The sequence below is a fragment of the Tardiphaga sp. 619_E2_N8_4 genome (assembly GCF_051810905.1).
Taxonomy (GTDB): domain Bacteria; phylum Pseudomonadota; class Alphaproteobacteria; order Rhizobiales; family Xanthobacteraceae; genus Tardiphaga; species Tardiphaga robiniae.
Window position 1 is genome coordinate 5,264,305 of record NZ_JBPWQJ010000001.1, and the last position, 26,408, is coordinate 5,290,712.

At 60.9% G+C, this 26,408-nt stretch carries 23 protein-coding genes and 1 pseudogene; 10 read left to right on the plus strand and 14 right to left on the minus strand.

Features of this window, described 5'->3' with window-relative positions; translation table 11 throughout:
* Nucleotides 1–26: 26 nt before the first annotated feature.
* From AB8A23_RS25145 to AB8A23_RS25185, 9 genes are all read left to right on the plus strand, one after another.
* A complete protein-coding gene (locus AB8A23_RS25145) occupies nucleotides 27–833 on the plus strand; it encodes a CoA transferase subunit A (RefSeq protein WP_120290474.1) in 807 nt (268 codons plus the stop codon).
* Nucleotides 833–1,600 carry a CoA transferase gene (locus AB8A23_RS25150; RefSeq protein WP_231077528.1) on the plus strand — a complete coding sequence of 256 codons (768 nt, stop codon included), beginning with the start codon at nucleotides 833–835 and terminating at the stop codon, nucleotides 1,598–1,600. The genes AB8A23_RS25145 and AB8A23_RS25150 overlap by 1 nt, the downstream gene beginning before the upstream one ends.
* 33 nt (nucleotides 1,601–1,633) lie before the next feature.
* Complete coding sequence (locus tag AB8A23_RS25155; RefSeq protein WP_231077529.1) at nucleotides 1,634–3,946, plus strand: molybdopterin-dependent oxidoreductase; 2,313 nt, start codon at nucleotides 1,634–1,636, stop codon at nucleotides 3,944–3,946.
* A gap of 15 nt (nucleotides 3,947–3,961) precedes the next feature.
* On the plus strand, nucleotides 3,962–4,531 hold the full coding sequence (locus AB8A23_RS25160) for a peroxidase-related enzyme (protein ID WP_439057768.1): 570 nt from the start codon (nucleotides 3,962–3,964) through the stop codon (nucleotides 4,529–4,531).
* Nucleotides 4,532–4,607: 76 nt separating this feature from the next.
* Nucleotides 4,608–5,294, plus strand: a complete 687-nt coding sequence (locus AB8A23_RS25165; protein WP_439057767.1) for an L-fuculose-phosphate aldolase — start codon at nucleotides 4,608–4,610, stop codon at nucleotides 5,292–5,294.
* Between the two features lie 33 nt (nucleotides 5,295–5,327).
* Nucleotides 5,328–6,287 carry a sugar kinase gene (locus tag AB8A23_RS25170; RefSeq protein WP_439057766.1) on the plus strand — a complete coding sequence of 320 codons (960 nt, stop codon included), beginning with the start codon at nucleotides 5,328–5,330 and terminating at the stop codon, nucleotides 6,285–6,287.
* Between the two features lie 39 nt (nucleotides 6,288–6,326).
* Complete coding sequence (locus AB8A23_RS25175; protein ID WP_439057765.1) at nucleotides 6,327–7,073, plus strand: SDR family NAD(P)-dependent oxidoreductase; 747 nt, start codon at nucleotides 6,327–6,329, stop codon at nucleotides 7,071–7,073.
* Nucleotides 7,074–7,433: 360 nt separating this feature from the next.
* A complete protein-coding gene (locus AB8A23_RS25180; protein WP_439057764.1) occupies nucleotides 7,434–7,853 on the plus strand; it encodes a hypothetical protein in 420 nt (139 codons plus the stop codon).
* 339 nt (nucleotides 7,854–8,192) lie between these two features.
* Nucleotides 8,193–8,429, plus strand: coding sequence for a hypothetical protein (locus tag AB8A23_RS25185; protein ID WP_231077535.1), 237 nt, complete (start codon nucleotides 8,193–8,195; stop codon nucleotides 8,427–8,429).
* Nucleotides 8,430–8,783: 354 nt separating this feature from the next.
* Here the strand turns inward: AB8A23_RS25185 and AB8A23_RS25190 are convergent, their stop codons facing one another.
* Nucleotides 8,784–9,059, minus strand: a complete 276-nt coding sequence (locus tag AB8A23_RS25190; RefSeq protein ID WP_093760270.1) for a hypothetical protein — start codon at nucleotides 9,057–9,059, stop codon at nucleotides 8,784–8,786.
* 699 nt (nucleotides 9,060–9,758) lie between these two features.
* Here AB8A23_RS25190 and AB8A23_RS25195 point away from each other — a divergent pair.
* Entirely contained in the window at nucleotides 9,759–11,540 is a 1,782-nt protein-coding gene (locus tag AB8A23_RS25195) for a phage/plasmid primase, P4 family (RefSeq protein WP_439057763.1), read from the plus strand.
* A 533-nt stretch (nucleotides 11,541–12,073) separates the two neighbouring features.
* Here AB8A23_RS25195 and AB8A23_RS25200 read toward each other — a convergent pair.
* The 13 genes and pseudogenes from AB8A23_RS25200 to AB8A23_RS25260 form a co-directional block, all read right to left on the minus strand.
* Nucleotides 12,074–13,081, minus strand: coding sequence for a helix-turn-helix domain-containing protein (locus AB8A23_RS25200; protein ID WP_439057762.1), 1,008 nt, complete (start codon nucleotides 13,079–13,081; stop codon nucleotides 12,074–12,076).
* Nucleotides 13,082–13,265: 184 nt separating this feature from the next.
* Entirely contained in the window at nucleotides 13,266–13,907 is a 642-nt protein-coding gene (locus AB8A23_RS25205; RefSeq protein ID WP_439057761.1) for a response regulator transcription factor, read from the minus strand.
* Entirely contained in the window at nucleotides 13,904–15,046 is a 1,143-nt protein-coding gene (locus tag AB8A23_RS25210; RefSeq protein WP_439057760.1) for a sensor histidine kinase, read from the minus strand. The genes AB8A23_RS25205 and AB8A23_RS25210 overlap by 4 nt, the downstream gene beginning before the upstream one ends.
* Nucleotides 15,043–16,197, minus strand: coding sequence for a histidine kinase dimerization/phosphoacceptor domain -containing protein (locus AB8A23_RS25215; protein ID WP_439057759.1), 1,155 nt, complete (start codon nucleotides 16,195–16,197; stop codon nucleotides 15,043–15,045). Before AB8A23_RS25215 ends, AB8A23_RS25210 begins: the two co-directional genes overlap by 4 nt.
* Before the next feature lie 125 nt (nucleotides 16,198–16,322).
* Nucleotides 16,323–17,753, minus strand: coding sequence for an alginate export family protein (locus AB8A23_RS25220; RefSeq protein WP_439057758.1), 1,431 nt, complete (start codon nucleotides 17,751–17,753; stop codon nucleotides 16,323–16,325).
* Complete coding sequence (locus AB8A23_RS25225; protein ID WP_439057757.1) at nucleotides 17,719–18,624, minus strand: glyoxalase; 906 nt, start codon at nucleotides 18,622–18,624, stop codon at nucleotides 17,719–17,721. The genes AB8A23_RS25220 and AB8A23_RS25225 overlap by 35 nt, the downstream gene beginning before the upstream one ends.
* 20 nt (nucleotides 18,625–18,644) lie before the next feature.
* Complete coding sequence (locus AB8A23_RS25230; RefSeq protein ID WP_439057756.1) at nucleotides 18,645–20,279, minus strand: MFS transporter; 1,635 nt, start codon at nucleotides 20,277–20,279, stop codon at nucleotides 18,645–18,647.
* Complete coding sequence (locus AB8A23_RS25235; RefSeq protein WP_439057755.1) at nucleotides 20,276–20,656, minus strand: DoxX family protein; 381 nt, start codon at nucleotides 20,654–20,656, stop codon at nucleotides 20,276–20,278. The genes AB8A23_RS25230 and AB8A23_RS25235 overlap by 4 nt, the downstream gene beginning before the upstream one ends.
* A 38-nt stretch (nucleotides 20,657–20,694) precedes the next feature.
* Nucleotides 20,695–22,581, minus strand: a complete 1,887-nt coding sequence (locus AB8A23_RS25240) for an amidohydrolase (protein ID WP_439057754.1) — start codon at nucleotides 22,579–22,581, stop codon at nucleotides 20,695–20,697.
* A gap of 63 nt (nucleotides 22,582–22,644) precedes the next feature.
* Nucleotides 22,645–22,935: a XapX domain-containing protein gene (locus AB8A23_RS25245; RefSeq protein WP_089267974.1), complete on the minus strand. Its 291-nt coding sequence runs from the start codon at nucleotides 22,933–22,935 to the stop codon at nucleotides 22,645–22,647.
* 31 nt (nucleotides 22,936–22,966) lie between these two features.
* Nucleotides 22,967–23,614 carry a hydrolase gene (locus AB8A23_RS25250; RefSeq protein WP_089267975.1) on the minus strand — a complete coding sequence of 216 codons (648 nt, stop codon included), beginning with the start codon at nucleotides 23,612–23,614 and terminating at the stop codon, nucleotides 22,967–22,969.
* 434 nt (nucleotides 23,615–24,048) lie between these two features.
* Nucleotides 24,049–24,645, minus strand: a pseudogene (locus AB8A23_RS25255) (tyrosine-type recombinase/integrase).
* Between the two features lie 374 nt (nucleotides 24,646–25,019).
* Nucleotides 25,020–26,234 (minus strand): GGDEF domain-containing protein, encoded by a 1,215-nt coding sequence (locus AB8A23_RS25260; RefSeq protein WP_439057753.1) that lies wholly within the window; start codon nucleotides 26,232–26,234, stop codon nucleotides 25,020–25,022.
* Nucleotides 26,235–26,408 lie beyond the last annotated feature (174 nt).

The following is a 26,408-nucleotide window of genomic DNA, read 5'->3' on the forward strand; positions in this document are numbered from 1 at the left end:
AGAACATATAAATCGGGAGGCGAATTGTGGTAAGCGATCTTCGCGCGTTGGCGAAGTATGTGGAGCCGGGGGTCCGGCTGGCGCTGCCGGTGGATTATGCCGGCGTCTCGATGGCAATGACGCGCCCGATCATTGAACGCAACACACGCAATCTCGATCTCGTCTGCGTGCCGACCGGTGGCCTTCAGGTGGACCAACTCGTCGGCGCCGGTCTGGTTCGGTCGGTCGAGACCAGCGCCGTATCGCTCGGCGAAGCCGGCGGCGCACCGCGCTTCAACGCAGCCGTCAGGAACGGCGCGATCGCATTGAAGGACGCCACCTGCCCCGCTATCCATGCCGGCCTGATGGCCGCGCAGAAAGGCAGCCCGTTCATGCCGATGCGCGGACTGATCGGCAGCGACCTCCTGCACCATCGCAGCGACTGGCGCGTCATCGACAATCCGCTGGCGGATGGCGGCGATCCCATCGTGCTCATCCCCGCGATCAAACCCGATATCACGATCTTCCACGCGCCGATGGCTGACCGTTTCGGCAATGTGTGGATCGGACGACGCCGCGAACTCGCCGCGATGGCTTATGCATCGGCCACCACACTCGTCACTGTCGAGCGCATCGTGGACGACAGCCTGCTCGCCAATGAGATGAGCGCAGCGGGCGTGCTGCCGGCGCTCTATGTCACCGAAGTCGCCGTCGCGCCGAAGGGCGCTTGGCCCTACGGCCTGTGGGGCGAGTATCCGACCGACACGGCCGAGATCCTGCGCTATGCGCGCGCCGCGCGCAGCGCCGAGGGTTTTGCCGACTACATGACGAACGCACAGATGGAACCCGCATGATGAGCGAGGTTCACCCGCGCGAAATCCTGATCTGCACCGTCGCCAAACTGCTCGACGGCGTCCGGCATGTCGCTGTCGGTGCGTCCTCACCGATCCCCGCGGCCGGCGCCATGCTGCTGCGAGCGCTAAAGCAGCAGGCCGGCGAGAAAGGCCCGCGCATCTCGATCCTCGGATCGGTGGAGCACAATTTCTTCACCAACGGCTCGGCCGAACTGTTCGATTGCGCCGGCCAGGGCCGCATCGATGCCTTCTTCCTCGGAGGCGGCCAGATCGACGGCCGTGGCAACGTCAATCTGGTGGGCACCGGCGACTATCCGCAAACGCAAGTGCGATGGCCCGGCTCGTTCGGATCGGCCTATCTGTATTACGTCGTGCCGCGCGTGATCTTGTTTCGCGAGGAGCACACGCCGCGTGCTCTGGTCGAGAAGGTGGATTTCATCAGCACGCCCGGCGTCAGCGACGATGGCGTTTACCGCAGTGGCGGCCCGATCGCGCTGTTGACCAGCAAGGCGCTGTTCCGCTTCGACAAGAGGCGTCCGGGCTTCGACCTGCAGAGCGTCCATCCCGGACACGACCTCGCAGGTATCAAGGACGCCACCGGCTTCCAGTTCACCCATGAAAGCCAGCCGGAACAGACCGCGCTGCCGGATCCGCAGACGCTGGCTTTGCTGCGCGGGCGTGTTTACGACGAGGTCGCCGAAACCTATCCGGACTTCGCCGCGCAGATGCGGCGCGAGATGGAACGGCCGCTGTCCCATGCATCCTGACAGGACCGGCGAGCAACGACACGGAGACGATGCGTGAGTGAGATCAAGCGGATCCCGCATTGCAGTCACTGGGGCGCCTATACGATCCTCGTGCAGGACGAACAGATCGTGGGCATCGAGCCGTTCGCCCATGATCCCGCCCCCTCGCCGATCATCCATTCGGTGCCGGAATGGGCCAATCCTGAACGCCGCGTTCTGCGTCCGATGGTGCGCTCCGGCTGGCTCGACAAGCGCGAGCACAGCGATCGGCGCAAGCGCGGCGCGGAGAAGTTCGTGCCCGTCAGCTGGGATGAGGCGACCACGCTGGTGGCCGACGAAATCCGTCGCGTCTCGAACACCCACGGCAATGCGTCGATCTTCGCGGGCTCCTATGGCTGGACCAATTCGGGCCGCCTGCATCATGCGTCGTCTTTGCTCAAGCGCATGCTCAATCTGATCGGCGGCTTCACCCGGCATGTGGATACGTATTCCATTGCTGCCGGCCCGGTGATCCTGCGCCATACGCTGGGAAGCTCGGATGCTTGCGACGGCCAGGCCAATACGCTCGACACCATAGCCGCACACACCGACACGCTTGTGGTGTTCGGCGCGCTATCGCCGCGCACTGCGCAGACCGAGGCCGGTGGCATCGGCACCCACCGCCTCGAATCCTATCTCAGGAAAATCGCCGAGCGCGGCATCCGCATCGTTCACGTCTCGCCGCTGAAGGACGATATGCCGGATTGGGTCGATGCCGAATGGTGGCCGATCCGCCCGAACACTGACACCGCGCTGATGCTGGGCCTCGCCGGCGAGATCGTGAAGGCAGGCCGGCACGCCCGGGATTTCCTTGATCGCTGCACCAGCGGCGCCGAGCAACTGCTCGGCTATCTCGACGGCTCGTCAGACGGCATTCGCAAGGATGCAGCCTGGGCCGCGGAGATCTGTGGGCTCGATGCCGACGGCATCCGCCAGCTGGCGCGACGCCTCGTCGATACCCGCAGCATGCTTACCGTGAGCTGGAGCCTGCAGCGCGCACATCATGGCGAGCAGCCGTTCTGGGCAGCGCTCGGCCTCGCCTCCATCATCGGCCAGATCGGGCTGCCGGGCGGCGGTGTCGGCTACGGCTATGCCTCGCTCGGCGGCGTCGGCTCGCCCATCAATCTCGGCAAGTCACCGGCCATCTCGCAACTCACGCGCCCGATCGATAGCTTCATCCCGGTGGCGCGCATCAGCGACATGTTGCTCAATCCCGGCGCGACCTTCACCTATGAGGGCGAGACGCGAACCTATCCGGACACAAGGCTGGTCTACTGGGCCGGCGGCAATCCCTATCATCACCATCAGGATCTCAACCGGCTGTCCGAAGCCTGGACGCGGCCCGAGACCATTATCGTCCAGGATCCGATGTTCACCGCGACGGCACAGCGCGCCGACATCGTGCTACCGGCGACCACATCGATCGAACGCAACGACCTTGCCGGCAACAGGCGCTCCGACTTCATCATTGCGATGAAACAGGCCATCAAGCCGGTCGGAGACTCACTGCCCGACTTCGAGATTTTCGACCGCATCGCCGGCAAGCTCGGCGTTGCCGACCGCTTCAACGAAGGCCGCGACGAAATCGGCTGGGTCCGTCATCTTTATGAGGCGAGCCGGCAGGACGCCTCCGAGCGGCTCGGCTTCGACATGCCCGACTTCGAAACATTCTGGCACGACGGCTATGCGCGCTGCCCGGTGCGCGCCGACCACACTTTCCTCGCCGATTTCCGCATCGATCCCGAGGCGCATGCGCTCAAGACCGAAAGCGGCAAGATTGTGCTCGGCAGCAAGACCCTTGCCCGGCTCGGTTATGCCGATTGTCCGTCGCATCCGGCCTGGGTTGAGCCGGCGGAATGGCTCGGCAGCGGCAGCGATGCGTCCGACTTGCACATGATCTCGCATCAACCGGCCGGCCGGCTGCACAGCCAGATCGAAACCGGCGTCGCCAGCGTGGCCAACAAGCGCAACGGCCGCGAACAGGCACGGCTGCATCCCGACGACGCCGCGGCGCGCGGCATCAGCGACGGACAGACCATCCGCATCTGGAATGCACGCGGCGCCTGTCTCGCCACTGCTGACGTCACCGACAGCGTGCGCTCCGGCGTGCTGGTGCTGCCGACCGGCGCCTGGTTCACCCCGCGCGCTGAGACTGGTCTCGAAGTCGCCGGCAATCCGAACGTGCTGACGCTCGACATCGGCACCTCGCAATTCGGCCAGGGCTGCTCGGCACATACATGCCTGGTCCGCGCCGAACCCCATATTGCAGATCAACGCGACGCTTTTGAAGAATACCAGGACAGACTGGTTGCACTCGCGACCGCCTGAGAGGAAACAGAAACCATGACCACGCCAGCCATCAGCCGCTTCCCCGTCCCCGAAATCTCCAGCCTGCCGGAGGACATCCGCACGCGCATCCTCGCGGTGCAGGAAAAATCCGGCTTCGTGCCCAACGTGTTCCTGACGCTGGCGCACCGGCCCGACGAATTCCGCGCCTTCTTCGCCTATCATGATGCGCTGATGGACAAGCCAGGCCCGATCACCAAGGCCGAGCGCGAGATGATCGTGGTGGCCACCAGCAATGCCAACCAGTGCCAGTATTGCGTGGTGGCGCATGGCGCCATCCTGCGCATCCGCGCCAAGAACCCGCTGATTGCCGACCAGATCGCGGTGAACTATCGCAAGGCCGACATCACGCCGCGGCAGCGCGCGATGCTCGATTTCGCCATGAAGGTCTCGATGCAGGCTTACGAGATCGGCGATGCCGATATCGAGGCGCTGAAGCGCCACGACTTCACGGAGGACGACGTCTGGGATATCGCTGCCATCGCCGCCTTCTTCGGCATGTCGAACCGGTTGGCGAATGTCACCAGCATGCGGCCGAACGACGAATTCTTCGCCATGGGGCGCTGACCCGCCTCGCACCGATATAACGATCGCCCGCAGCGGCCGGTAAGAGCCGCAGCGACGACTTTCGAGGAAACAGGCCATGACGCATCCAAGCGCTGCAGACGTCGCAACCCGACAGGCCATCATCGATGCCTGCCACGAAATGTCGGCTGCCGGTATCAATCAGGGCACGTCCGGCAATATCAGCGTCCGCACCGGGGACGGCATCCTGCTGACGCCGTCCGGTGTTCCCTATGACAGCATGCGGCCGGAAGACATCGTCGCGATGAAATGGGATGGCTCGTGGACGGCGCCGGCTGGCCGCGTGCCCTCGACGGAATGGCGTTTCCACCTCGACATACTCAAGGCCAAGCCCGAAACGAATGCCGTCGTGCACGCGCATCCGATCTTCTGCACGATCATCGCGATCATGAACCGCAGCATTCCCGCGATCCACTACATGATCGCGGCGGCCGGCGGCAACGACATCCCCTGCGCGCCCTATGCGCAATATGGCACCGCGGAACTGTCGCAAGCGGCACTGGAGGCGCTGCGCCATCGCCGCGCCTGCCTGCTCGCCCATCACGGGCTGATCGCCATCGGCCCCAATCTGCGCAAGGCGATGTGGCTTGCAGTGGAGGTCGAGGTGCTCGCCAAGCAGTATCACGGCTGCTTGCAACTCGGCACGCCGCCGCTGCTGCCGGATGCCGAGATCGACAGCATCCTGAAGCGATGGGGACGATACGGCCTGCGCGACAGCGACGGCACGCCGAAAACCTCGACCTAACAAACCAGCACCAACAATTGCGAGACTTGCCACATGGCCCATCCCCACGGCGTCAGCGTCTGCGGCACCTACATCCTGGACATCCTCGGCGTCCCCGTCACTGAAATCCCGGCCGGCGGCGGCCGCGCGCTGATCGATGAGATCCGGCTCACGGTCGCCGGCACCGCGGGTGGCACCGTGGTGCCCTGCGCGCGCCTCGGGCTGAAGGCGCTCGCCGTCGGTGCGGTCGGCGCCGACGAGAAGGCCGACTGGGTGCTGAATGCGATGGAGCGCGAGGGCATCGATATTTCGGTGATGGAGCGGATGGCCGGCGTGCCGACCTCCGCCACCATCCTGCCGATCCGTCCGGATGGCTCGCGCCCGGTGCTACATGCGCGCGGCGCCTCCGCGCGCTGGAAGATTTCGCCCGAAGCGCAGAAAGCCGCCTGCCGCAGCAAGGTGCTGCATCTTGGCGGCGTCGGCTCGCTGCTGGCGATGGACGGCGAGCCGACGGTGGCGCTGCTGCGCGATGCCAAGGCGGCCGGCTGCATCACCACCGTCGATCTCATCCAGGCACGCGGCGAGACGCTGGCACTGGTCGAACCGCTGATGCCCTATACGGACTTCTTCATGCCGAGCATCGACGAGACCCACGCACTGGTCGGCACCGACGATCCCGCGGCCTGCGCGCAGTATTTCATCGGCAAGGGCGCCGGTGCCTGCGCGATCTCGCTCGGCGAACACGGCTCTTTCATCATGACGCGCGACGGGCGGCAGTTCACGGTACCGGCCTTCGAGGTGACGGTGCGCGACACCTCCGGCTGCGGCGATTCCTATACCGGCGGCTTCATCGCCGGCCTGGTCCGCGACTGGGACCTGCTGGACTGCGCAAAACTGGCGACAGCCACGGCCGCCATCGTGGCGACGGGGCTCGGTTCCGGCGCCAATCTCGTGTCCTTCGAGGAGACGGTCAAGGCGATGAACACGCTGCCCATCCGCGGCGCACGCGCCTAATCCATCCATCGACAGCTTTCATAGAAGCAGGAACATCACATGACCAGACATGCCATCGTCACCGGCGCCAGCCGCGGAATCGGACGTGCCATCGCCCTTGGCCTCGCCAAGCGCGGCTACAATCTCGCTCTGACGGACATCGCGTCGCAGGAGAGCACGCTGCTGGAGACCGTCACCAATGTGAAGAAGCTCGGCGGCAAGTGCATTCCGGTGCTGGCAGATGTCAGCAAGCTCGAGGATTGCCAGCGCTCAGTTGCAGAAGCGGTCGCGGGTCTCGGCCATGTCGATGTTCTCGTCAACAATGCCGGCATCCTGCGTCTCGCGAGCATCGAAGAAACCACGCCCGAACACTGGGACCAGACCTTCGCCGTGAACGTCCGCGGCGTGTTCCAGATGACCCAGGCGATGGTCGTCCACATGAAGGAGCGCAAATACGGGCGCATCGTCAACATCGCCTCGCTGGCTGCACGCACCGGCGGCCCCGGCCAATCGCACTATGCCGCGTCGAAATCTGCTGTGGTCGGCTTCACGCGGGTGTCGTCGATGGAATTCGGTGGCCACGGCATCACGGTGAATGCCGTATGCCCCGGCATCATCCTCACCGAGATGGGCCGCAACAATCTGCGCGATCCGGAGCGGGTCACCTATTTCGAGAAGATCACCGATCTGCATCGGCTCGGCGAGCCGGAAGACGTCGTCGGCCCCGTCGCATTCTTCGCCTCCGACGATTCCGCCTTCGTGACGGGCCAGGCACTCAACGTGGATGGCGGTATCTTCTACAGCTAATCGGCCTCAATCCGAGATCGACGCCCGGCAACGAACGCACGACCCTGCCGGACTTCCGCGGACGTGCGTATCCGGGACCGCGCACTACTGCATGGGCAGCAACAGGCTGAACCATGCGGTGGCTCCTGCTCCATACTCGCGAACGATGGCGCAGCGCTTCGAGCAAACGCGTGAAAGCGGCGGTCGGACGCCGAAGCGATTCTGGACGCGCCCATTTTGGACGTTAGGCTTGGGATTTTGGCGCGGTCAGAATGAGGTTACGACCGCCTAGGCCGGAAGCTTTTTTTGCCCCGCGCTGCAACCAAAGGGGTTCACGGATGTTGCAGCATTTGCTGGGTGGCCGTCCATAGGAGCGCATCCATGTGTGATTACAGCCTGCACGCGGTCGCCAACCGTCCCGCAGAGGTGGCGGATAGGTTGGTATCGGCAAGATTTCCTTCGACGACGACTAAAGGGTTCGCAAGCTTCGACGATCCAAACATTGCGGTATGCCTTCGCCCTGGCACCGAGATCGCTTTTGAAGAAAACGTCCGAGTCGATGGATGGGTGTTTCGCCGCAACGTCAACGATCGACTAGCCCGGTTTCGTGAAATTGACATGGGCCAGTATCACAATCACCACGACGCGCTGGAATTCTCAAATGGCAGGATTGTTCTCGTCACAGACCTGAGGCCCGGGCAGAAGGCAATCGTGCTGCAATTACCGGTCAGCCAGGCAATCCAGAAAACCAGGACCGCTGCGCCTGCAGCGACGCCGCGGGCCGCTCGGACCACTCCCTGACGAGCCGTATCGCCAGTAGGCAGAAGAAACCCGCCGGCGCAGCTCGGCGGGTTTTCATTGCATTGGTAGGGTCTTGGCTATGCTCGACGTCTCGCGGCATATCGCCGAACCGCAGACCGCCATAACCCGCTCGATACCCTCGGGCGTTTTTTCTTTGGCTCCCTTGAACCTTTCAGCCACGTCCATCGTACCAATTTGAACTGGGGATTTGAAGGCCCAGTGTTTAGCCAACGTCGCCGGGGCGATCATACTCCGCCCAGGGCGGCGTTGCGCGTGCGGTCTCCACCCGCCCTCGCCCGCGGGCTTTTGCGGACGCACGCCATCGGCTAGAATGGCGGGATGACGAACACAAAAGCATGGCAGTCCAAGCTGCTCGACGAACCCAGGATCGGCTTTGTTGAAGAGCACGGTTCGCGCGCGGCCAATGCCGAGCGCGCCATGGTCGCCGAGCGCCGGCACAAACCGACGGCATCCCCTCGGACGACTCCGAAACACGATCCTCTAGCGAAGATCCTAAACGAACCGCGCGTGGGCTTTGAGACTATCCATCGATCCGCCCCCAGGTCGCCAAAATGAAAGAGCCGCCCACTGAGGCGGCCTTACTGCTTGGGAAGCCTAAAACCAGATCGGTGCCGAAAATGAAAATACAGGCCGGCGCCTATTCCCAACACCCAGCATATCGTTGCGATGCCATGGATCATGTACTTCACCACAGGATGATCGTTGGGTATTCCGAACTGACTGACGCCCAGCACGAGCGCTAGACACAAGATTACCGTCGCCAGAATCCCGGCCGCCGACCCCGCGCAAAACCACAAAAAGAGCTTCATCTGCAGATAGTGGCCCGTCTGCCCCTAACGTTTCTTAAATTCGGCCACCGCGGTTTTCAAACCGGGCCACTGAGGTCGCAAACTGGCCGGGACGAATAGTCTAGAGCTTCGCCTGGACCGTCCAGAATGATGCATCCTTATCGGACAGGTCATTGTGGATGGTGCTGTCGCTCGGGGCGTGTGGACGCAGCCGCCAGGCCTCCGAATTGATCTCCAATTCGAGCTCGCTGTGCGAAGCTGAGATCACCTTACCTGACACCCGACTTTTGTTTGGGTATTCGAGCGCAAGCGTTTCTCCCGGCGCCACCGATTTGGCGACGACAGAAATCACGGTACCGGTTTTGATGTCTTTTCCATTGATGAAGGCGCTGAGCATCGACAAACTCCCATTTGCTGCTTGGTGATTGGACTTGAATGCAAAGCGCGCCGCACGACGGCACTGGAATGCTGTTTCTCCAGATATAGGAACGTGCATGCCTCCACGCGGTTCCACCTGGCCACCTCCAGCAGAGGGTACGGGACCAATAGAAAAATTCGGTCCGCGTTTTCGCTCGGGTTTGCAAAGAGCTTCGGAAAGGTCGCTACAGCGCGCGGAGGAGGCTCAAAGGGCTTCGACGTTTTGGGCCTTCGTGGCCTGATCGTCCGGCTGATTGATGGCTCAGCGAAAGAACAAAAGCAGGTGCCACGTCAGAATGACGGACGACGTCCGGTCGGAACGACTAACCACCGAAATTCTAACAATCTGATTTGTTGAGATTTATGGTGGGCGCACTAGGGCTCGAACCTAGGACCCGGTGATTAAGAGACAGCGGAAACGCCAGTCAAATCAAAGCACTTTCCGACATTTCCCCCGTTCGTTCTCGCATTGAGAACACAGGAGAAATGGCACTTGTCGGAATAGAAGCTTGATCTGAATAAGGAGTGGCCTGGTCGTTTATGACGCCGCTCCAATTTAAAATTATCCTCAACTCAGCTAGCCCAGAAAGACGCATGAGCGCCAGCGGTCGGCTATTGGCTCAGCCGACGCTGTTCAATGCGACAGCAACCTAGGCGGCGCCAAATCAAAAGGCACACGATGTCAACCACGCAACTCAGCGCAGACGAAAAGTACGAGAAAATCGCAAACCTGGTGGATTTCGGAGACGAGCGATGGTTCCCGCCCGCGGGTAAAGCTGTGATCGGCACCCCTCCCGACTGGCTCTCGCCGCGACCAATCGACGGAGAAACAACTCGGAAGCACGGTATCTCTAAAGACATTTTGATTAAATGCGCGGCTCAGCCGCTCAACGACACCGGCAATGGGCAGCGACTGTTGATCCACTTCGGAGACCAATTGCTAAATGTCGCCGCTGTCGGTTGGCATACTTGGATTGAAACCCATTGGAGCCGGCAAGGTGGTGACGAAGCTATCGTCAGCTTCGCACAGCGGTGTGCGTCGTTGATCAGTGCAGAGGCGGATGTTTTAACCTACGATTCCGTCGAGCAGGCGGATATCGACAGCGCCGAAGAGGCCGCGCGTCTATTGCGGAGTGTGAGCCGTTCTGAACAGAGCGAACGACAGGTGCGGCAGTTCGAAGCTCGCATCAGCGCAGGGAAAGCGGCAAAAGCTGCACTTGCCAAGCGAAAAGTGAAGCGACAAGAGTTTGCGGTGTTCTCCGGCAATTCCGCCCGCATCTCAGGGATGATCAGCCAGGCTCTGCCACATTGCACCGTAATTCCGCAGGAGCTCGATGGCGATCCCGTTATTTTGAATGTTGCGAACGGGACGCTGCGATTTGTCCGTGGGCAACCGGACAGCGGAGCACGAACCTGCTCGGTGGTTCTGCATGCGCATGATGCAAATGACCGTCTGTCAAAAATCGCGCCGGTTGACTACGATCCGAACGCTAAGTGCCCGCACTTCCGTGCCTTTCTCGGCCGCTTTCAGCCGAACCTCGCAATTCAAAAGTTTCTGCAAACCTATCACGGCTACGGCCTGACAGGACTTACTGGCGAGCAGTGCTTGATCTTCAACTATGGGCTTGGAGCAAACGGGAAATCTACTTTCGTCGATATCCTCGCTCAGATAATGGGGGACTACGCGAAGACTCTTGGCTTTGAATCGCTCGTCGGTGAAGGAATTCGTCGGGGCGATCAAGCGACCCCAGATCTCGCTCGACTGCCCGGGGCTAGGCTGGTTCGTGTGTCGGAGCCGGAAGGCGCAGTTCGACTGAAAGAGGGTTTGATCAAATCTCTTACTGGCGGCGAGCCCATGTCGGTCCGACATTTGAACAAAGGCTTCTTTGAATTCAAACCGGAATTTAAGTTGGTACTGTCAGCGAACCGAAAACCGACCATCCATGGTATTGACCATGGTATTTGGCGACGGATTAGGTTGATCCCTTGGACAGTGACGATCTCCGACGACGAGAAGCGTCCGTTAGCGGAGGTTCTTGCCGAGTTCTGGGAAGAACGCTCCGGCATCCTGAATTGGCTGATCGAAGGCGCCATACGCTACCTTACTGAGGGATTGGTGACCCCAAACGAAGTCAAGGATGCCACGGCAACCTACCGAAGCGAACAAGATCCGCTTCAGTCTTTCATCAATGCATGCGTCGAGCTGGTTCCAGTAGTTTCAGGACAGCAGCCTCTCAAGGTCGCCGCGCGAACCATGTACGAGGCATACTGCAGCTGGTGCGTGGCCAACTCTGAGCGTCCTTGGAGCGAAAAAGCATTCGGACAAAATTTGCCGCAAAAGGGGATTGCCAAAATCGAAGGTCGCATTCGCCAATATGTAAACGTCCGGCTTCATGACGTTCCTACGACTGCGAACCGCCCGAACGATGCTTCCTCCGATGACGACGAAGTGCCGTTTTGAAGGGTTGCGGGGACCTCTGCGCTCACCTTGGCTGCGACGGTGCGAGTGTGCGAGGATGATAATCTTTAGTCGGGCTATGCAGCGAAACCCGTTTTACTCTTTAGGCTTCTATTGATTTCTCATTCTAACGATCGAAAGCTCGCAGAAGCGGAGAGGTAATTGATAAATCGAAGGAAATGACCTGCGAGGATCGAGCGAGGGTGCACTCACCCTCGCTTTTTCTCCCACCTTCCACATCGGACAAAGAGCAGCGTCATGTCGTGATCCGATGAGTCAGAAAATAGATCCAAGCAGTAAAAGGCATTGGCGCCGCTAGGAAAAATGGGTCCTTACCGGTGGGGGGCCCCCGCGATGCCGCCGCAGCCCGGAGTTTTCCCAGTTTGGCAGTTTGAAAATCACGGTTGACCGAGTTGACGCTATTGCCACCCGGTTGACGCCGAGTGATCCCTCAAATCGGTGACGTCCGCTTTGCGCCAGGAGCTGACATTGTCGGTGGCGCGTAGCATGACGCGCGGCACGCCGCCTCACTCAAACTATTTCTCACATTCAGAAAATCGCGCTGAAGAACCTGCATTGCCAGTTGCGCGGCGCCAGGCCCCCGGCGGTAGCCCGGTCGAAGCGGAAAAGACGCGGGTGAAGTGGCTTTGATCGGCAAAGCCACAAATCAGTGCGATATCGGCCAACGACATACCGGTCTTCATGAGAAGGCCCCGGGCCTGCTCGACGCGCTGGGACAGGATCCACTGGTGAGGCGCCTTGCCCGTCGCCTTCTTGAAGCCGCGGATGAAATAGCCGCGCGACAACCCGCAGGCCTGTGCGACATCTGCAACCCGTACATTGCCTGCAGTGTTGCTGCTCAGCATTTCGACGGCGAGCGCCAGTTGCGGCCGCGACAGCGCAGCGCCTTGCGATGCGGATTCAAGGTTGGTCGCGCGGTTGTATCGCTCGATCAGATGTATGCCGATCGTCGTTCCGAGCTGATCCAGAAATAGTGGACTCGCTTCGCTACTCTTCTGCAGCAGTGGCTCGACCACACTGACAAGCCTCAGAAGGATGAGGTCGGTATCGCCGGCGTGACACGCAAGGTCCACGGCGCCGCCGCGCCAGCCGTGTTCCTGCGCCAGTTCGATCAGGAACGGCTGGGAGACCTCCATCAAGAGAAAATCGAACACACCGCGCAGATCGGCACGATAGTCATCCGCAAGGTTACGAATATAGATCGAACCTTCCTTAAATTCGTGGTTCGTGGCGTGATGCTCGTGAAAAATGCGTCGCCGGTGACCCCGGCCTTGTGAGATGCCGATCAGAAAGCCGCGATCGTCAGCAGTCGTCGATACCTGACCAAGATGGGGATCGTCACTCCCTTTGCGGAAGAACTTGATCCCGGCGCCGCGCAACTCCTGGTCCTTGTGAAGCTTGCTGGCAGGGCAGCCGAACACATCGATTTTCGGCGATTTTGGCTTGAGCGAGATTTGCGACTGCTCAAGCGCGCGAAACGGTCCCGCATATGATGCACCGTCGGGAATTCGGGTACCCGCCATCATATACCCCCATCGCTGCACGCTGCAGATCGCCCGGACGTTCTCATGCGTCCCAACGAACTACCTCAGATTTCAGTTTAGCCACGCACATGATTGCACATGGCTGCGGCTCCATGATTTCCAGAATGCGGAATTGTATGCGGACAGACAATTGGAGCATGGTGGAGGCTGACTAGACCTTGGTCTAGGCGAGCGACGGTGGCTCATATCCCAACCGGTCGGCCATCCGCACGATGTCAGCGAGCGAGTTCGCCCGCATCTTACGCATCATCGTGCCGCGGTGGAGCTTGATCGTGGCCTCGCTCAGGTCCAGCGCAGCCGCAATCTGCTTGTTCATCAAGCCGGCGGCGACATACGCGAACACCTCGCGCTCCCTGACCGTCAAGGTCTCGAAATCCGCCTTGAGGCCAGCGATTTTCTCGGCCGCCTGCTTCGTCGCACGGTCGCGTTTCACGGCCGCCTCAACCGCAGCAAGAAGATCCATCGCGCGAACGGGCTTGGTCAGGAATTCGATGGCGCCCGCCTTCATTGCCCGCACCGACATCGGCACATCGGCAAAGCCGCTAATCACGATCACCGGCGTTGTGACATGCAGGGCAGCCAGATCATCCAGAAAATCGAGACCGTTACGGCCGGGCAGATGCACGTCGAGAACGATGCAGCCGAATTTGACCCGGTCGTCTTTGGCCAGGAACTCCTGCGCCGAGGCAAAGCACTCGACCTGAAGACCGACAGAGCGCAGCATGCCGTCCAGGGCCTCGCGAATACCCTTGTCATCGTCAATGACGGCGACAACTGCGGTGACTGGCTCCGAATTTGCGATCACGGTGTCACCTGCAGCGTACGTGGCGGCAGCGTGAAGCGAAGGCGCGTGCCAGTGGGCACGCGTGGCTCCGCCCAGAGCCTTCCGCCGTGGGCATCGATGATGGAACGGCAGATCGACAGCCCCATGCCAATGCCATCCCGCTTGGTCGTGAAGAACGGATTGAAGATCATATCGAGATGATCGGGGTTGATACCCACCCCCGCATCTTCGACGGTGACGCAGACCTCTCCCAGTGGATCCATCGCCGACACGACAGTCACACGCCGTTTTTGATTCTCCGATGAATTGATGGCATCCGCCGCGTTGGACACTAGGTTCAACATCACCTGTTGCAGCTGCACCCGATCACCAACGATCGATGGCTGGTCGGGCTGAAGATCGGCTCCCAGCGCAATCCCCTGCCGCGACAGTTCCGGCTGCACGATCGATAGGACGCCTTCGATCATCTCGTTCAGGTCGAGCTCTTCGAACACCACCGGCGCGTTGCGCGCAATCGCGCGGACGCGCTGGATGATCGCTCCAGCGCGATGCCCCTCCGCGATTGCCCGTTCCGCGGCGGCGCGGGCTTCGCCAACATTGGGCTTCTCGCCTTTGAGCCATTGCACGCAGGCCTCGGCATTCATGACAACGGCCATCAGCGGCTGATTAACTTCATGCGCAATAGACGCGGTGAGCTGCCCCATCGTGGTAATCCGCGACATGCGCGCCAGCTCCGCATGCGCCACCTGAAGCGCCGCCGTGCTCTCGCGCAGCTTGCGGTCGGCGCGGTCCTTGTATAGGGCCATTTCGATCACAGTGCGCAGTTGCAGATCCTCGAACGGCTTGAGCAGATAGCCGAACGGCTCGGCCTGACTGGCGCGCCTGACCGTCTCGTCATCGGCATAGGCCGTGAGGAACACTACCGGGATCTGGCATCTGGTGCGGATCTGCCGGGCGGCATCGATGCCGTCTATCTCGCCTTCCAGACGGATGTCCATCAGCACCAGATCGGGACGATTGCTGATCGCAAGCTCAACGGCCGCCTCGCCGCGGGCGGTCACCCCGATCACGGAATGTCCGATCCGGCCGAGCTGCTCGCTAATATCGCGGGCAACGATGCGATCATCCTCGACCACCATCACGCGGGCGCGCGTTGTCATGGCGCGAGGCTCGCGCTACGGCCAGCCTGGAATGTAAGGGTGCAAGTGGTGCCGCCGGTGCGATCGACAGAGAACGTGCCATGCAACTGCTCGACGAGATCGCGCACCAGCTGCAGACCCAGTGATCTGGTTTCGATGAAGTCGAACTGCTCGGGCATCCCGATGCCGTCATCCGCGACGGTCAGAATACATGTCCCGTTGTCGCTGCGGCCGAACCTGACCCTGATATATCCGCTGCGTTCGCCGGGAAAGGCGTGTTTGAACGCATTGGAGACGAGCTCGTTGATGATGAGGCCGCAGGAGACAGCGCGATCCATATCCAGTGTGACGTCATCGCTTTCGGCCGTGATCTCGACGCGAGCCCGCCCATAGGCGCGGCGCAGATGCGTGCACAGACTGAGCACATGGGTCTGCATCTGGATCTCAGCGAAGTTGCCGGCACGATACAGATTTTCATGCACCAGCGCCATCGACCGCACGCGGTTGCGGCTATCCGCGAACAGCGCCGCGGTGATCGGGTCGATGATGCGCGACGCCTGCAGGTTCAGGAGACTACTGATAAGCTGCAGGTTGTTCTTGACGCGGTGATGCACTTCCTTGAGCAGCGCTTCCTTTTCGTTCAGCGATGCTTCCAGTCTTTCCCGTGCAGCGTTTCCGGTTGTGATGTCCATCATCGCGCGGCGGAGCTCGAGCTGGTTCATGATCTGCCGCGCGAGCGCCTGCAGCGTGAAGCGCTGGCGTGTCGACAGACCATCCGGGCGCGGCGTGTGATCCAACACACAAACGGTACCGATCGGCAGTCCGTTCTGTGTTTCCAGCAGCGCGCTGGCATAGAAGCGGAGCCTGGGACCCCCGCTCACCAATGGATTTTGCTGGAAGCGTGTATCCGAAGACAGATCGGGGATCACGAAAATATCCGTCTGGCGGATCGCCTGCGCGCAGATCGAATGATCGAGCGGCAGTTCCCGATCGCCGTGCCCGATACCGGTAAGGGTCCAGTGCCGGTCGCCATCTATCAGATTGATGGCCGCGATCGGCGCATCGCAGATATCCGACGCGATCTGCACGAAGTCTGCGAAATCCACATCAGATGCAGAATCGAGAATATCGTATCGATGCAAGGCAGCGATGCGATCGCGTTCATTCCACATGTCAGGCACTTATGTCGGCGTCATCCGAACCATCACGCCAAAACGGGACCGATGGCGGGCGAGCGTGTAACCTATTCCGCCGCGGCACAAAATGAAACCACGCCCCATGGCCTCCGGACGTCCGGTTACCACCCATATTTGAGCTCCAAACCCAGATAATTGCTGTCGTGCCCGCCGGCGTTCCGCACCGTGTCGCCAATGGCGTAATGCACCGCCTCGACGGCTCCGGTCAGGTTGGCGTTGAAGACGTAATCCGCTCGAAGCTGCGAATAGACCCCCGTCCAGCGGCTGCCCTGCCCAGCCGTGCCCGCGACGGCAACGTTGGGCTGAACATAAACGGCATCGGCAACCGTCTGGCGCCACTGCATGCCGAGCCCGGCGGTCACCGTCAGATTGGCAATGGGCTTCACCGTCAGTGTCGGCTTGAGATGGATCAGGTTGGCGTAGCCGGTATAGCCTGCCAGCGAGAAATAGTAGCCGTTCGGGAACAGCGGATTGAACGTAGCGATCGTGTTGTCACCCGCACGCCCGTCACCTGACGCCGCATCCGCCTGCAAGCCGATCCTTGGCGTCCATGCGGCGTTAGAGAATGTGTAACCGGTGCGGCCGCCCAGTGCCCAGGCCTCGATCTCCTTAGGCCCGACATGCCCTGTCTGCCCCATCGCCTCGAGATCCCAATCGAAGCCATTGGCATTACCGGCAAAGCGGACGTCGAAGATGTGCCGCGTCTCTTCGCCCAGGGCGTCGAGATAACGCGCAGACGACCGCTCGAACAGGGAGTAGTAGCCGGAGAGTTCGTTGTCGCCGAACACCTTGCGTTCGATACGCGCAGTGCTGAAGCGGAAATTCTGGCCGGAGAAGTCGTCGAACACATCGCCAAAGCGATATTGCACCGGCTGGCTGACAAAGCCGATGAAACGCCACAACCCGGTCTCGTAATCCGCCCACACCGCATCGAAGGACTGCCGGACATTCGGCCCGTCGCGCGAGGACACAAAGCGTTGCAGATCGAAGGCAAAATCCTGCCGGCCGACGCGCGCCTTGAAGATGCCATCACCCAGCGCACCGCTATAGGCGATAAATGCCAGTCTCAGATCAAGCTGGTTCTGGTCGACCGGCGAGACGCTCGCCTTGTCAATGGTGCGGACATCCTCCAGCTGCGTGAAGATCTGCCAGTTCTCGTTCAGCCGGATGTCGACATGTATCTGCAGCCGTTGCAGCAGATAGGAATCGCCGCGCGTATTGCCGACGCCGAAATTCGGAGCGTCGTTGAACTCAAATCGCTCGCGAAGACTGGCACCTAACGAGATATAGCTTTTCGGATCGGTGACAAAGAGCGGGATATATTTCAGAGCGTCGAATGGCTCGGTGCGCAACGCCGAAGTGGCGAGCGCAGACCAGTCTTCCTGCCAGCGATTGGTTAGAAGCTTCGGGCGCGCTGGCGTTACCGCTGAATCGTCTGCATGCGCAGGCGGCAGCAGGACCGCGCTAAAGGCCAGCGCGGTCGCGGCTATCCAAGCCTTACTTGCCGACGGCAGAGTGAATCTCGGCAACATAGCCTCCGGGGAATTTTACCAGCGCTGCGCGGCGCGCATCCGCGACATAGGGTTCGACCAGCACCGTGGCACCGACCGTCTTCGCCTTGGCCAGCGTCTCGTCGAGCGACGGCACTTCATAGCCGGTCAGTTCATGGCCATAAGGATAAGGAAGCACGCCGTCGGTCACCAGCACAGTCATCTTGCCGAACTTCGACGTGATGCGAACCCGACGGTAGGTATCGTTGGGGCGGCCGATCTCGATGCCCGGCGCCTTCGCCGTGTCGGAGACAACGGCGCCTTTCGAGAAAGCGACAAAGCTCTTCACGAACTGGTCGGCCCGGCCGGCCGGAACGTAGACGCGGTTTTCCGGGACCGTCTGCAGTTCCGGATAGGACGGCGCCGTCGTGTGCCAATAGAGCTGCATGTTGATGCCGCCCGGCCATTGCACAACGACGTCGAGGCCGATCGGATCGGGAAACGTCTTGACCAGCACGTCGGCGCCCGCGCCTTGCGCGGCTCTGACGGCGGCATCGATATCTGTAACGAGATAGCCGGTGCGCTCATGGCCGAATGGATAGGGAATCGGAGTCTTGAAGCCAAACACCGAGACCGACCCTGCCGGGGTCAGCAGAAGCTGCGACGTCGTGCTGCTCGGTGTCGGCGTCACTGTCGCAACTACCTGTTCGGTGCTCTTGCCACCAAAAGTCGCGATGAAGCTTTCGACAAAGCGATCGACCTCGTCCGGCGCAACATAGACGTGCGTCGTGTCATACTGCGCGCCGACGGCAAAGCCGACCTTCGCCGGCGCCTCGCGCGACCATGCATCTTGCGGCGCGGCCGATAGCAACGCGATGGAAAGAATGGCGGCGGTGAATTTGAACAAACGCATCATGGCAGTCCTTGTGGCGACTAGTGCTGATTGACCAGTTCGGGCTTCGACGTCGGGTTTTTCAGATCCAGCGTCAGAAAATGCCGGACCACAGGGGCGTCGGGCCCGATGTGATATTGCGTCATCTCGCGCTGCACATCGGCATCAGCCTTCGAGACGCGGTGATGCTGCCGCAGATGCTCCGCCCATGATTCCACCAGGAACCATTCGACGATCTTCTCCGGATCGGCGGCATCCTCGGTGATGCCCCAGCCATAAGCGCCATCGCGACGACGCGCTTCGGAGAGGCGCTTGAGCCCGGTGAAGAACGGCGCGCGGTTTTGACGCGCGATTCGATATTCAATCAGGATCAGGACGGGCCCCCGGTCATGTTCGACCTCGTCCGACGTCAGCGGCTCCGGCCAGTAATTGGACGGCGCGAGATCGGCTTCGCCTGTCGGCAGCTTCACCCGGTGCATGATGAAGGCGGCGACGGCGAGACCGAATGCGCTAACCAGCAGCGTCGCCGGCAGGCTCAGCGCTTGGGCCACCGCGCCCCAGCCGAGGCTCCCAGCAGCCATGGCACCGTTGAACACCATCAGATAGACAGCGAGACCGCGACCACGCACCCAGTTCGGCAGCACCGCCTGCGCGACGCCGCTGAACGTCGTCAGCGCCGTGATCCAGGCAGAACCGAGCAGCAGCAGAACCGGCAGCGCAACCCATTTCGGCGGCGCGAAGGACAGTACAGCCATCACACACGCCGACAACAGCGCGGCGATCAGCAGCAGCGCGTCGGAGTCGAGCTTCGCGCGGAGCCGCGGCAGCACCAGCGCGCCACCGATCGCGCCTGCACCAACCGCACCAAGCAGCACGCCGTAAAAACTGGCATCGCCACCCAGCAGATTACGCGCCACCAGCGGCAGCAGAGCCCAGATCGAGCTGGAGAATGCAAAGAAGATCGTTGCCCGCAGCAGCACGATGTGCAGTTCACGGCTAGAGCGGGTGTAGCGCAATCCGGCCCGGAACGCGCCGAAGAACTTCTCTGACAACACGTCATTCTCGGCCTTGGCGCGCGGCCACCACAGCAGTGCTGCGATGACGAACATGTAGCTGATGACATCGGCGCCATAGGTGACGGCGGCGCCGAATGTCGCCAGCAGGATGCCGCCGGCGGCCGGGCCGATCGAGCGCGAGACATTGATGCCCAGTGAATTCAGCGCGACCGCGCTCTTGATGTCCTGCCGCGGCACGAGCTCCGGCACGATCGCCTGCCATGTCGGCCCGACCAGTGCGGCGCCGATGCCGCCGATGAAGGTCAGCCCGATCAGCAGATTGACCGTCAGCAGCCCGTAATAAGACAGCATCATCAGCGCCGCGCTCACCAAGGCGAGCAGCACCTGCACCGCGATCAGGAATTTGCGGCGATCGAGAATATCGGACAGAACCCCGGCGGGGATCGCAAACAGGAAGATCGGAAGCGTGCCCGCGGCCTGGATCATGGTGACCGCTGCGGGCGCCGCCGACAGGTCTGTGACGAGCCAGGAGCTCGCCACGTCGCGCATGAAGCTGCCGGTATTGCCCATCACCGTCGCGACCCAGATCACCGCGAAGATGGATTGGCGGAATGGCGCGAAGGCGCTGGTTGCCTTGGCCGGCTCGGCGGCTCCGCTCATGGTTTTGCCTTCCTGGCCCGGTCATTAAGGTCATGCCATGCGACGAGCAGGAAGCCGCCGCACAGGCCGATATGTTCGAAAAACGAATTGGCGCTCATAAAGCGCTCTGGCGGAGCCAGCTCCCAGAACCGATTCGCCAGAAATGTCGCCATCAGCGTAAAGCCTGCCAGCGAGAGTGCACCGAGCCAGCGCCACACGCCACCAAGAATCAATAGCGAGGCAACCAGTTCGAGCCCAATCGTCGCCAGCGCGAAGGGCGCCGCCGGCTGCAGTCCGAAATGGTTCATCTCGGCAATCGCCCCCGGAAGGTCGAATGCCTTGACGAGCCCGCCCTGCAGATAGGCCGCACACAGGCAGAGCAAACCCAGCCAATGCATAACGGGTGCCCCGATTACGCGACGTGCGAGATTCGTGATCATACCGCCCAGCACGCGCAGCCGAGTGCGCCCCAGAAGCTTTTGAGATCGGCGATGGGCAGCCTGCTGGACCACGCTGTCGCGTGATCGTGGCCGTGCACGCCGCAGGAATTGGCGCAGCCGCAGGTCATCGCCATCTTCTGCGCGACGACCTGTCCATTCGCATCGGGTGCAGCCCATGCGCCGTAGCCGCCGAAGGTGCGTACAGGTGACCAGTCCGGCATCGCCGGCGGCGGCGCATTCTCGTCGAGCTTGGCGAAATCACCGACGGCATAGACAACCTTTCCGCCGACGATTGTCAGCACAGCGCTCGTGTCGGCAATCTCGTTCTCCGCGCAGGAGAAGAAGTCACGATCGGGTACGACGATATCGGCGAGCTGGCCAACCTGGATTCGGCCCTTCTTGCCTTCTTCGTTCGAGAACCACGTTACGTTTTCGGTCCACATGCGCAACGCCGTTTCGCGGTCGAGGCAGTTGCGCTGCGGATAGAGCTGCATGCCGCCGACGGTACGGCCAGTGACCAGCCAGGACAGCGACACCCACGGATTATAGGAGGCCACGCGCGTGGCATCGGTGCCGGCGGAAACCTTGACGCCCATGGCGAGCATCTTCGACACCGGGGGCGTCGCTTCTGCGGCGCCATGGCCGTAGCGCTCGACGAAATATTCGCCCTGATAGGCCATGCGGTGCTGCACGGCGATGCCGCCACCAAGGGCGGCGATACGGTCGATCGACTGATCCGAAATCGTTTCAGCGTGGTCGAAGAACCAGTTTAGCCCTTCCAGCGGCATCTCCTGATTGACGCGCTCGAACACATCCAGCGCACGGCTGATGGTCTCGTCATAGGTCGCGTGCATACGCCACGGCCATTTGTTCTGGACCAGAACGCGCACAACATCCTCGAGCTCGCCTTCCATTTCCGGCTCCATATCCGGGCGCGGCTGGCGGAAATCCTCGAAATCGGCAGCAGAGAACACCAGCATTTCGCCAGCGCCGTTATGGCGGAAATAGTCGTCGCCCTGCTTGTATTTGGACGTCTTGGTCCAGTTCAGGAAGTCGTCCTTCTCGCCCTTCGGCTTTTGGGTGAAGAGGTTATAGGCGAGACGGATCGTCAACTGATTCTCGTCATGCAGCTTCTGGATGACGGCATAATCCTCGGGATAGTTCTGGAAACCGCCGCCGGCATCGATGGCGCCGGTGACACCGAGGCGGTTGAGCTCGCGCATGAAATGGCGGGTGGAGTTGACCTGATAGTCGAATGGCAGCTTCGGCCCCTTGGCCAGCGTCGCATAGAGAATGCCGGCATTGGGCTTGGCCAGCAGCAGCCCGTTCGGATTGCCGTTAGCGTCGCGAATGATCTCACCGCCTGGCGGGTTTGGCGTGTCCTTCGTATAGCCGACGGCGCGCAGCGCGGCGCCATTGAGCAGTGCGCGATCATAGAGATGCAGCAGGAATACCGGTGTATCCGGCGCGACGGCATTCAACTCGTCGATTGTCGGCAACCGCTTCTCGACGAACTGATGCTCGGTGAAGCCACCGACAACGCGCACCCATTGCGGCGGCGGGGTGATGGCGACCTGACGTTTCAGCATGTTCATGGCGTCGGAAAGCGAGCGCACGCCATCCCAGCGTAGCTCCATGTTGAAGTTCAGGCCGCCGCGAATGATATGTAAGTGATTGTCGATCAGGCCGGGCAGCACGCGCTTGCCCTTGAGGTCGACGACCTTCGTCTTCGGTCCCGCCAAGGGCAGAATGTCCGCGTTATGGCCGACATGGGTGAAGCGACCATCCTTGATGGCCACCGCGCTTGCGACGGGATTGGAGCGATCGAGCGTCGTGAACAGGCCACGATGGAGAATGAGATCGGAGGTCTGCGGCTCGGTCATGGGGAGTTCCTTCGGCGACAGTGAATTGAACAGTCGATGTGATCGTGAGGCGGGTGCCGGAGACTAACCGCCGGCGGGCGGCTGCGGCGCCTTCTCGGCCACGACACGCGTATCGGAGCGCTGGCCCTTCGGCAGATGGCCGAACATGTGTGGCTTCACCTGTTCGAGCCAGGACTGCACCACAGGCTCCTTCTGCCAGAGGCTGCGTACCAACGGCGGCAATTGCTCGCCGACGAGAATGCCGAGCAGGCCGACCAGCGCCACCACCGGTGGCGCCGGAGAGCGCACATTGATCAGACTGTAGATGACGCCCACCAGCAGGCCTGCGCCCAGCGAGATCATGTGTGCTTTCATGTCGTTGTCCTCGGTTGTGTGACGTGACGGCTTACTTGGCCGGGCCGCCTTCGGAAGCGTGCTCGCCGAGCGCCCACTTCGAGAAGCGGATCTGGATGCCGTAAGGCGAATGCGCGCGCTGGATGTCCATCATGCCCTCATAGGTCTCGCTGCGCGCCCAATCCTGCTGCAGCTCATAAGCGTATTGCGAGGACGTGATCGGCACCGCGCCAGCCTGGATGGCGCGCTGCATGGCGCGCTCATGCGCTTCCGGCGAGAGATCGCCGCAGGCGTCGGCAGCAATGTAGATTTCAAAGCCTTCGCGCAGCATGTCTAGGGTCGGGAAGATCACGCAGGCTTCGGTCCACAGACCGGCGATCACGAATTTCTTGCGGCCGGTGGCGGCGACGGCCTTGCGGAAGTTCGGATCGAGCCACGAATTCATTGAGGTGCGATCGATGATCTCCTGTCCTGGAAACAGCGACACCACCTCGGGGATGAACGGGCCGGAAAACGACTCTGCCGCAACGGTTGTCAGAACGGTCGGAATCTTGAAGAGCTTCGCGGCTTTTGCAAGAATCTGGACGTTGTTCAATGTGACAAGGCGATCGTGCGACTGGACGCCCTGGAACATCGCGGGCTGAAAATCGATCAGCGCGATGGCGCTATTCTGCGGGGTCAGCATTTCCTGAAATGACATTCTGGTTCTCCGTGAAAAGATGTGACGATTTCAAACTCGCGCACGCCGCAGGCGAATTTTCTTCAGCTGATGACGGGCGCTACTTCTGGTTTTACGAGCGACCGGTCTGGACCGCGAAGTCTCCACGCTATGTGCGCGAGAATGGCGGACAGCGTCTTGTCTGGAAGTCATCGATTTTGAATGATCGGTCACGGCACTATGTCGTAGGCGACTTACTGCGGTCTATCGTGTCTCGCCAAACCGCGCGAACAATTACCGACCAAAGTTGTGCCAACTCCAGGATAGCTCGAACCTCGCGCCGAGGCCTCCGCTTCTTTCAAATGAATTCAAGACGGATTGAGCTGCATCCCCGTCTTGATTCACAAGCGACTATTTCGTAGTGGCTGCTTCGCGCCAAAAAAGGCGCGTCACTGCATGATGCGCCTTAGATCCCTTTAGAGGTCCACCTGCCCAGACATGACAAGTGCATCATCTACCTCAATTCCAAGATACCGCACCGTACTTTCGAGTTTTGTGTGGCCTAAGAGCAATTGCACCGCTCGAAGATTTCCGGTTTTCTTATAAATCTAAGGTGTTTTTGTCCGACGCATCGAATGCGTCCCATAGCGTCTTCGGTCCAACCCGATACTGGTGACCCATCGATCTACGATTCTCCCGTAATGTCGGGTGGACAAATGAAGTTTTGAGCACATCCGACTTGGAAAAAGGTGGTCTGCCGATGTCAGTTCTCGTTCAACGGTCCATTTCTCCAATACGGACCTTGTGTGCTCGGAGAGTTCGAACTGGACCGGCCGTCCGGTCTTTCTTTGGATGACCGTCGCCCGATCGCGTAGGACGCCCGATATCGTCAAATTGCTCACTTTGATCGACGTCAAATCACAAGCGCGAAGCTCACTGTCGATCGCAAGGTTGAAGAGAGCAAGCTCTCGGAGATTCGAGGCAACCTCCAATCTGGTTCGTATTCCCCAGACTTCTTTCGGTTTTAACGGAAGTTTTTGACCAACGATCTGCCCCTTATTCCAGACAGGCATAGCCAAGCTCCATGCCACCCGTCCCAGCCCCACCGCTCCCATCGAGCAAGAGGAATCTACGCTATAGGGCTAAATGGCGCCTTAGCGCCAACAGCAGCCACGGCTGTATCTTGGCGTGTCGATAGACGCTGATCTGGCGGTTCTGAGCCAGCGAAACTGTATGCTGCTTCCGCAAACCGCAGCGGCAAAACGCGTCGCTGCTGTGACGACGGCAGCTACAGCTCAAGCGAGCTCTGTTACCTGCGGCTCTCCCCCATAATGTAAGTTATGCGATTCGGAGCGGATCGTGCCTAGCTGGCTCCTTGGCAGGCATGCCGAAAACTGTGTGGCCTCCCTCTGATCCTGGTTCGAATTCCGGTGCGAGCCAATCCTGACTACGTTGCCCGGTCCAATCGCAAACGTTCTGCGCGAGCGCGTGCATCGGTCACAGCGCTCGGTGACGCTGACGAAATCGTGCGGTTTCGGCCGGTCCGCTTCGCTTCGTAAAGTCGCCCATCAATCCGTTTGTACAGGCTCGGCCAGCTATCTTCCGGCTGTAGCGTCCCCACGCCGAAGCTCGCAGTGACCTGCCTCGCTCGCCCCAGGACGGCAAAGCTGTTCTGCTCGATGGCGATTCTCAGCCGTTCAGCATAATCAATCGCTTCCTGTTCGTCGGTATCTGGAAGGAACACCGCAAATTCCTCGCCGCCCAGCCGCCCGACGATGTCGCGTTTGCGCGACGCGTTGCGCAGCATGTGTCCCACCTCCCCCAGGACATCGTCTCCGACGTCATGACCGAGGGTGTCGTTGATGCTCTTGAAGTTGTCGATGTCGCACAAGGCGAGCGTAGCACGGCTCGACCCGTGTTTGCGCAGATGGGCGGATACCCTTTCTTGAAAGCCGCGCCGGTTCAGGATGCCGGTCAATAGATCAAGATCGCGTTCGCGGCGGAGATCGTCGATCATGTCGGACACCGCTGCGGCGAGGATGGCCAGCGCCAGGCCAGCGCCGAGCACGGCGAGCGAAAGCTGGAGTGCCTGCCAGAACATCGAATTGCCGAAAGTGATCTTGTCGATCGGCGCGGAAAATCCGACCGTGAGCAGGGTTCGTGGAAAAAAATGCAACCCGAACAGTAACAGCACCCAGAACAGAGCCCGGTCGACATAGGGCCCGCGCGCCAAAGCGGTGAGCCGTGCCGCTGCGATCAGCATCAGGAGGCCGTAACCGAAATTCTGGATGTAAACCCGGGTCATCAGATTACGATCGACATAGAAAAAATAAGCGAGCAGACAAACGAAGCCGACCAGGATCGCCATATCGATGACCGGACCTAGCCCCCTTCCCGAACGCACCAGGATGCCCTCCACTGCGGCGATCACCGCCGACGTATAGAGCGCACCCGACACGATGGCATTGGGTCCCACGCTGGGCGGCAAACTCAGGATCTGCGACATCGCGCCGAGGGCAAACAGGACGCACGCGCCGGCCAGCAAAAGCAGGTAGTCACGCTTTTTCTCCACGAGCCACGCGCAGACGAAAGTAATCCCGAAGACGAACAATATTCCGGGCGTGATCAGTTGGAGCGTAGTCTTGACGATGACCCCATTCATCTCGCTCAAACTTTCCAATAGGCCCCGGACGTTGCGACTTGGGGGCACCTCGTAGCCAAAGAACACTATCAAATTTGATCGAAAGTGCCTCAAGAGCGGGTCGACTGCCGGTAGCTAGCTCATGGGGAGGCGCCAAATCAACGCCTTCGACGGCTCATAGCGGCATGCGTGGCG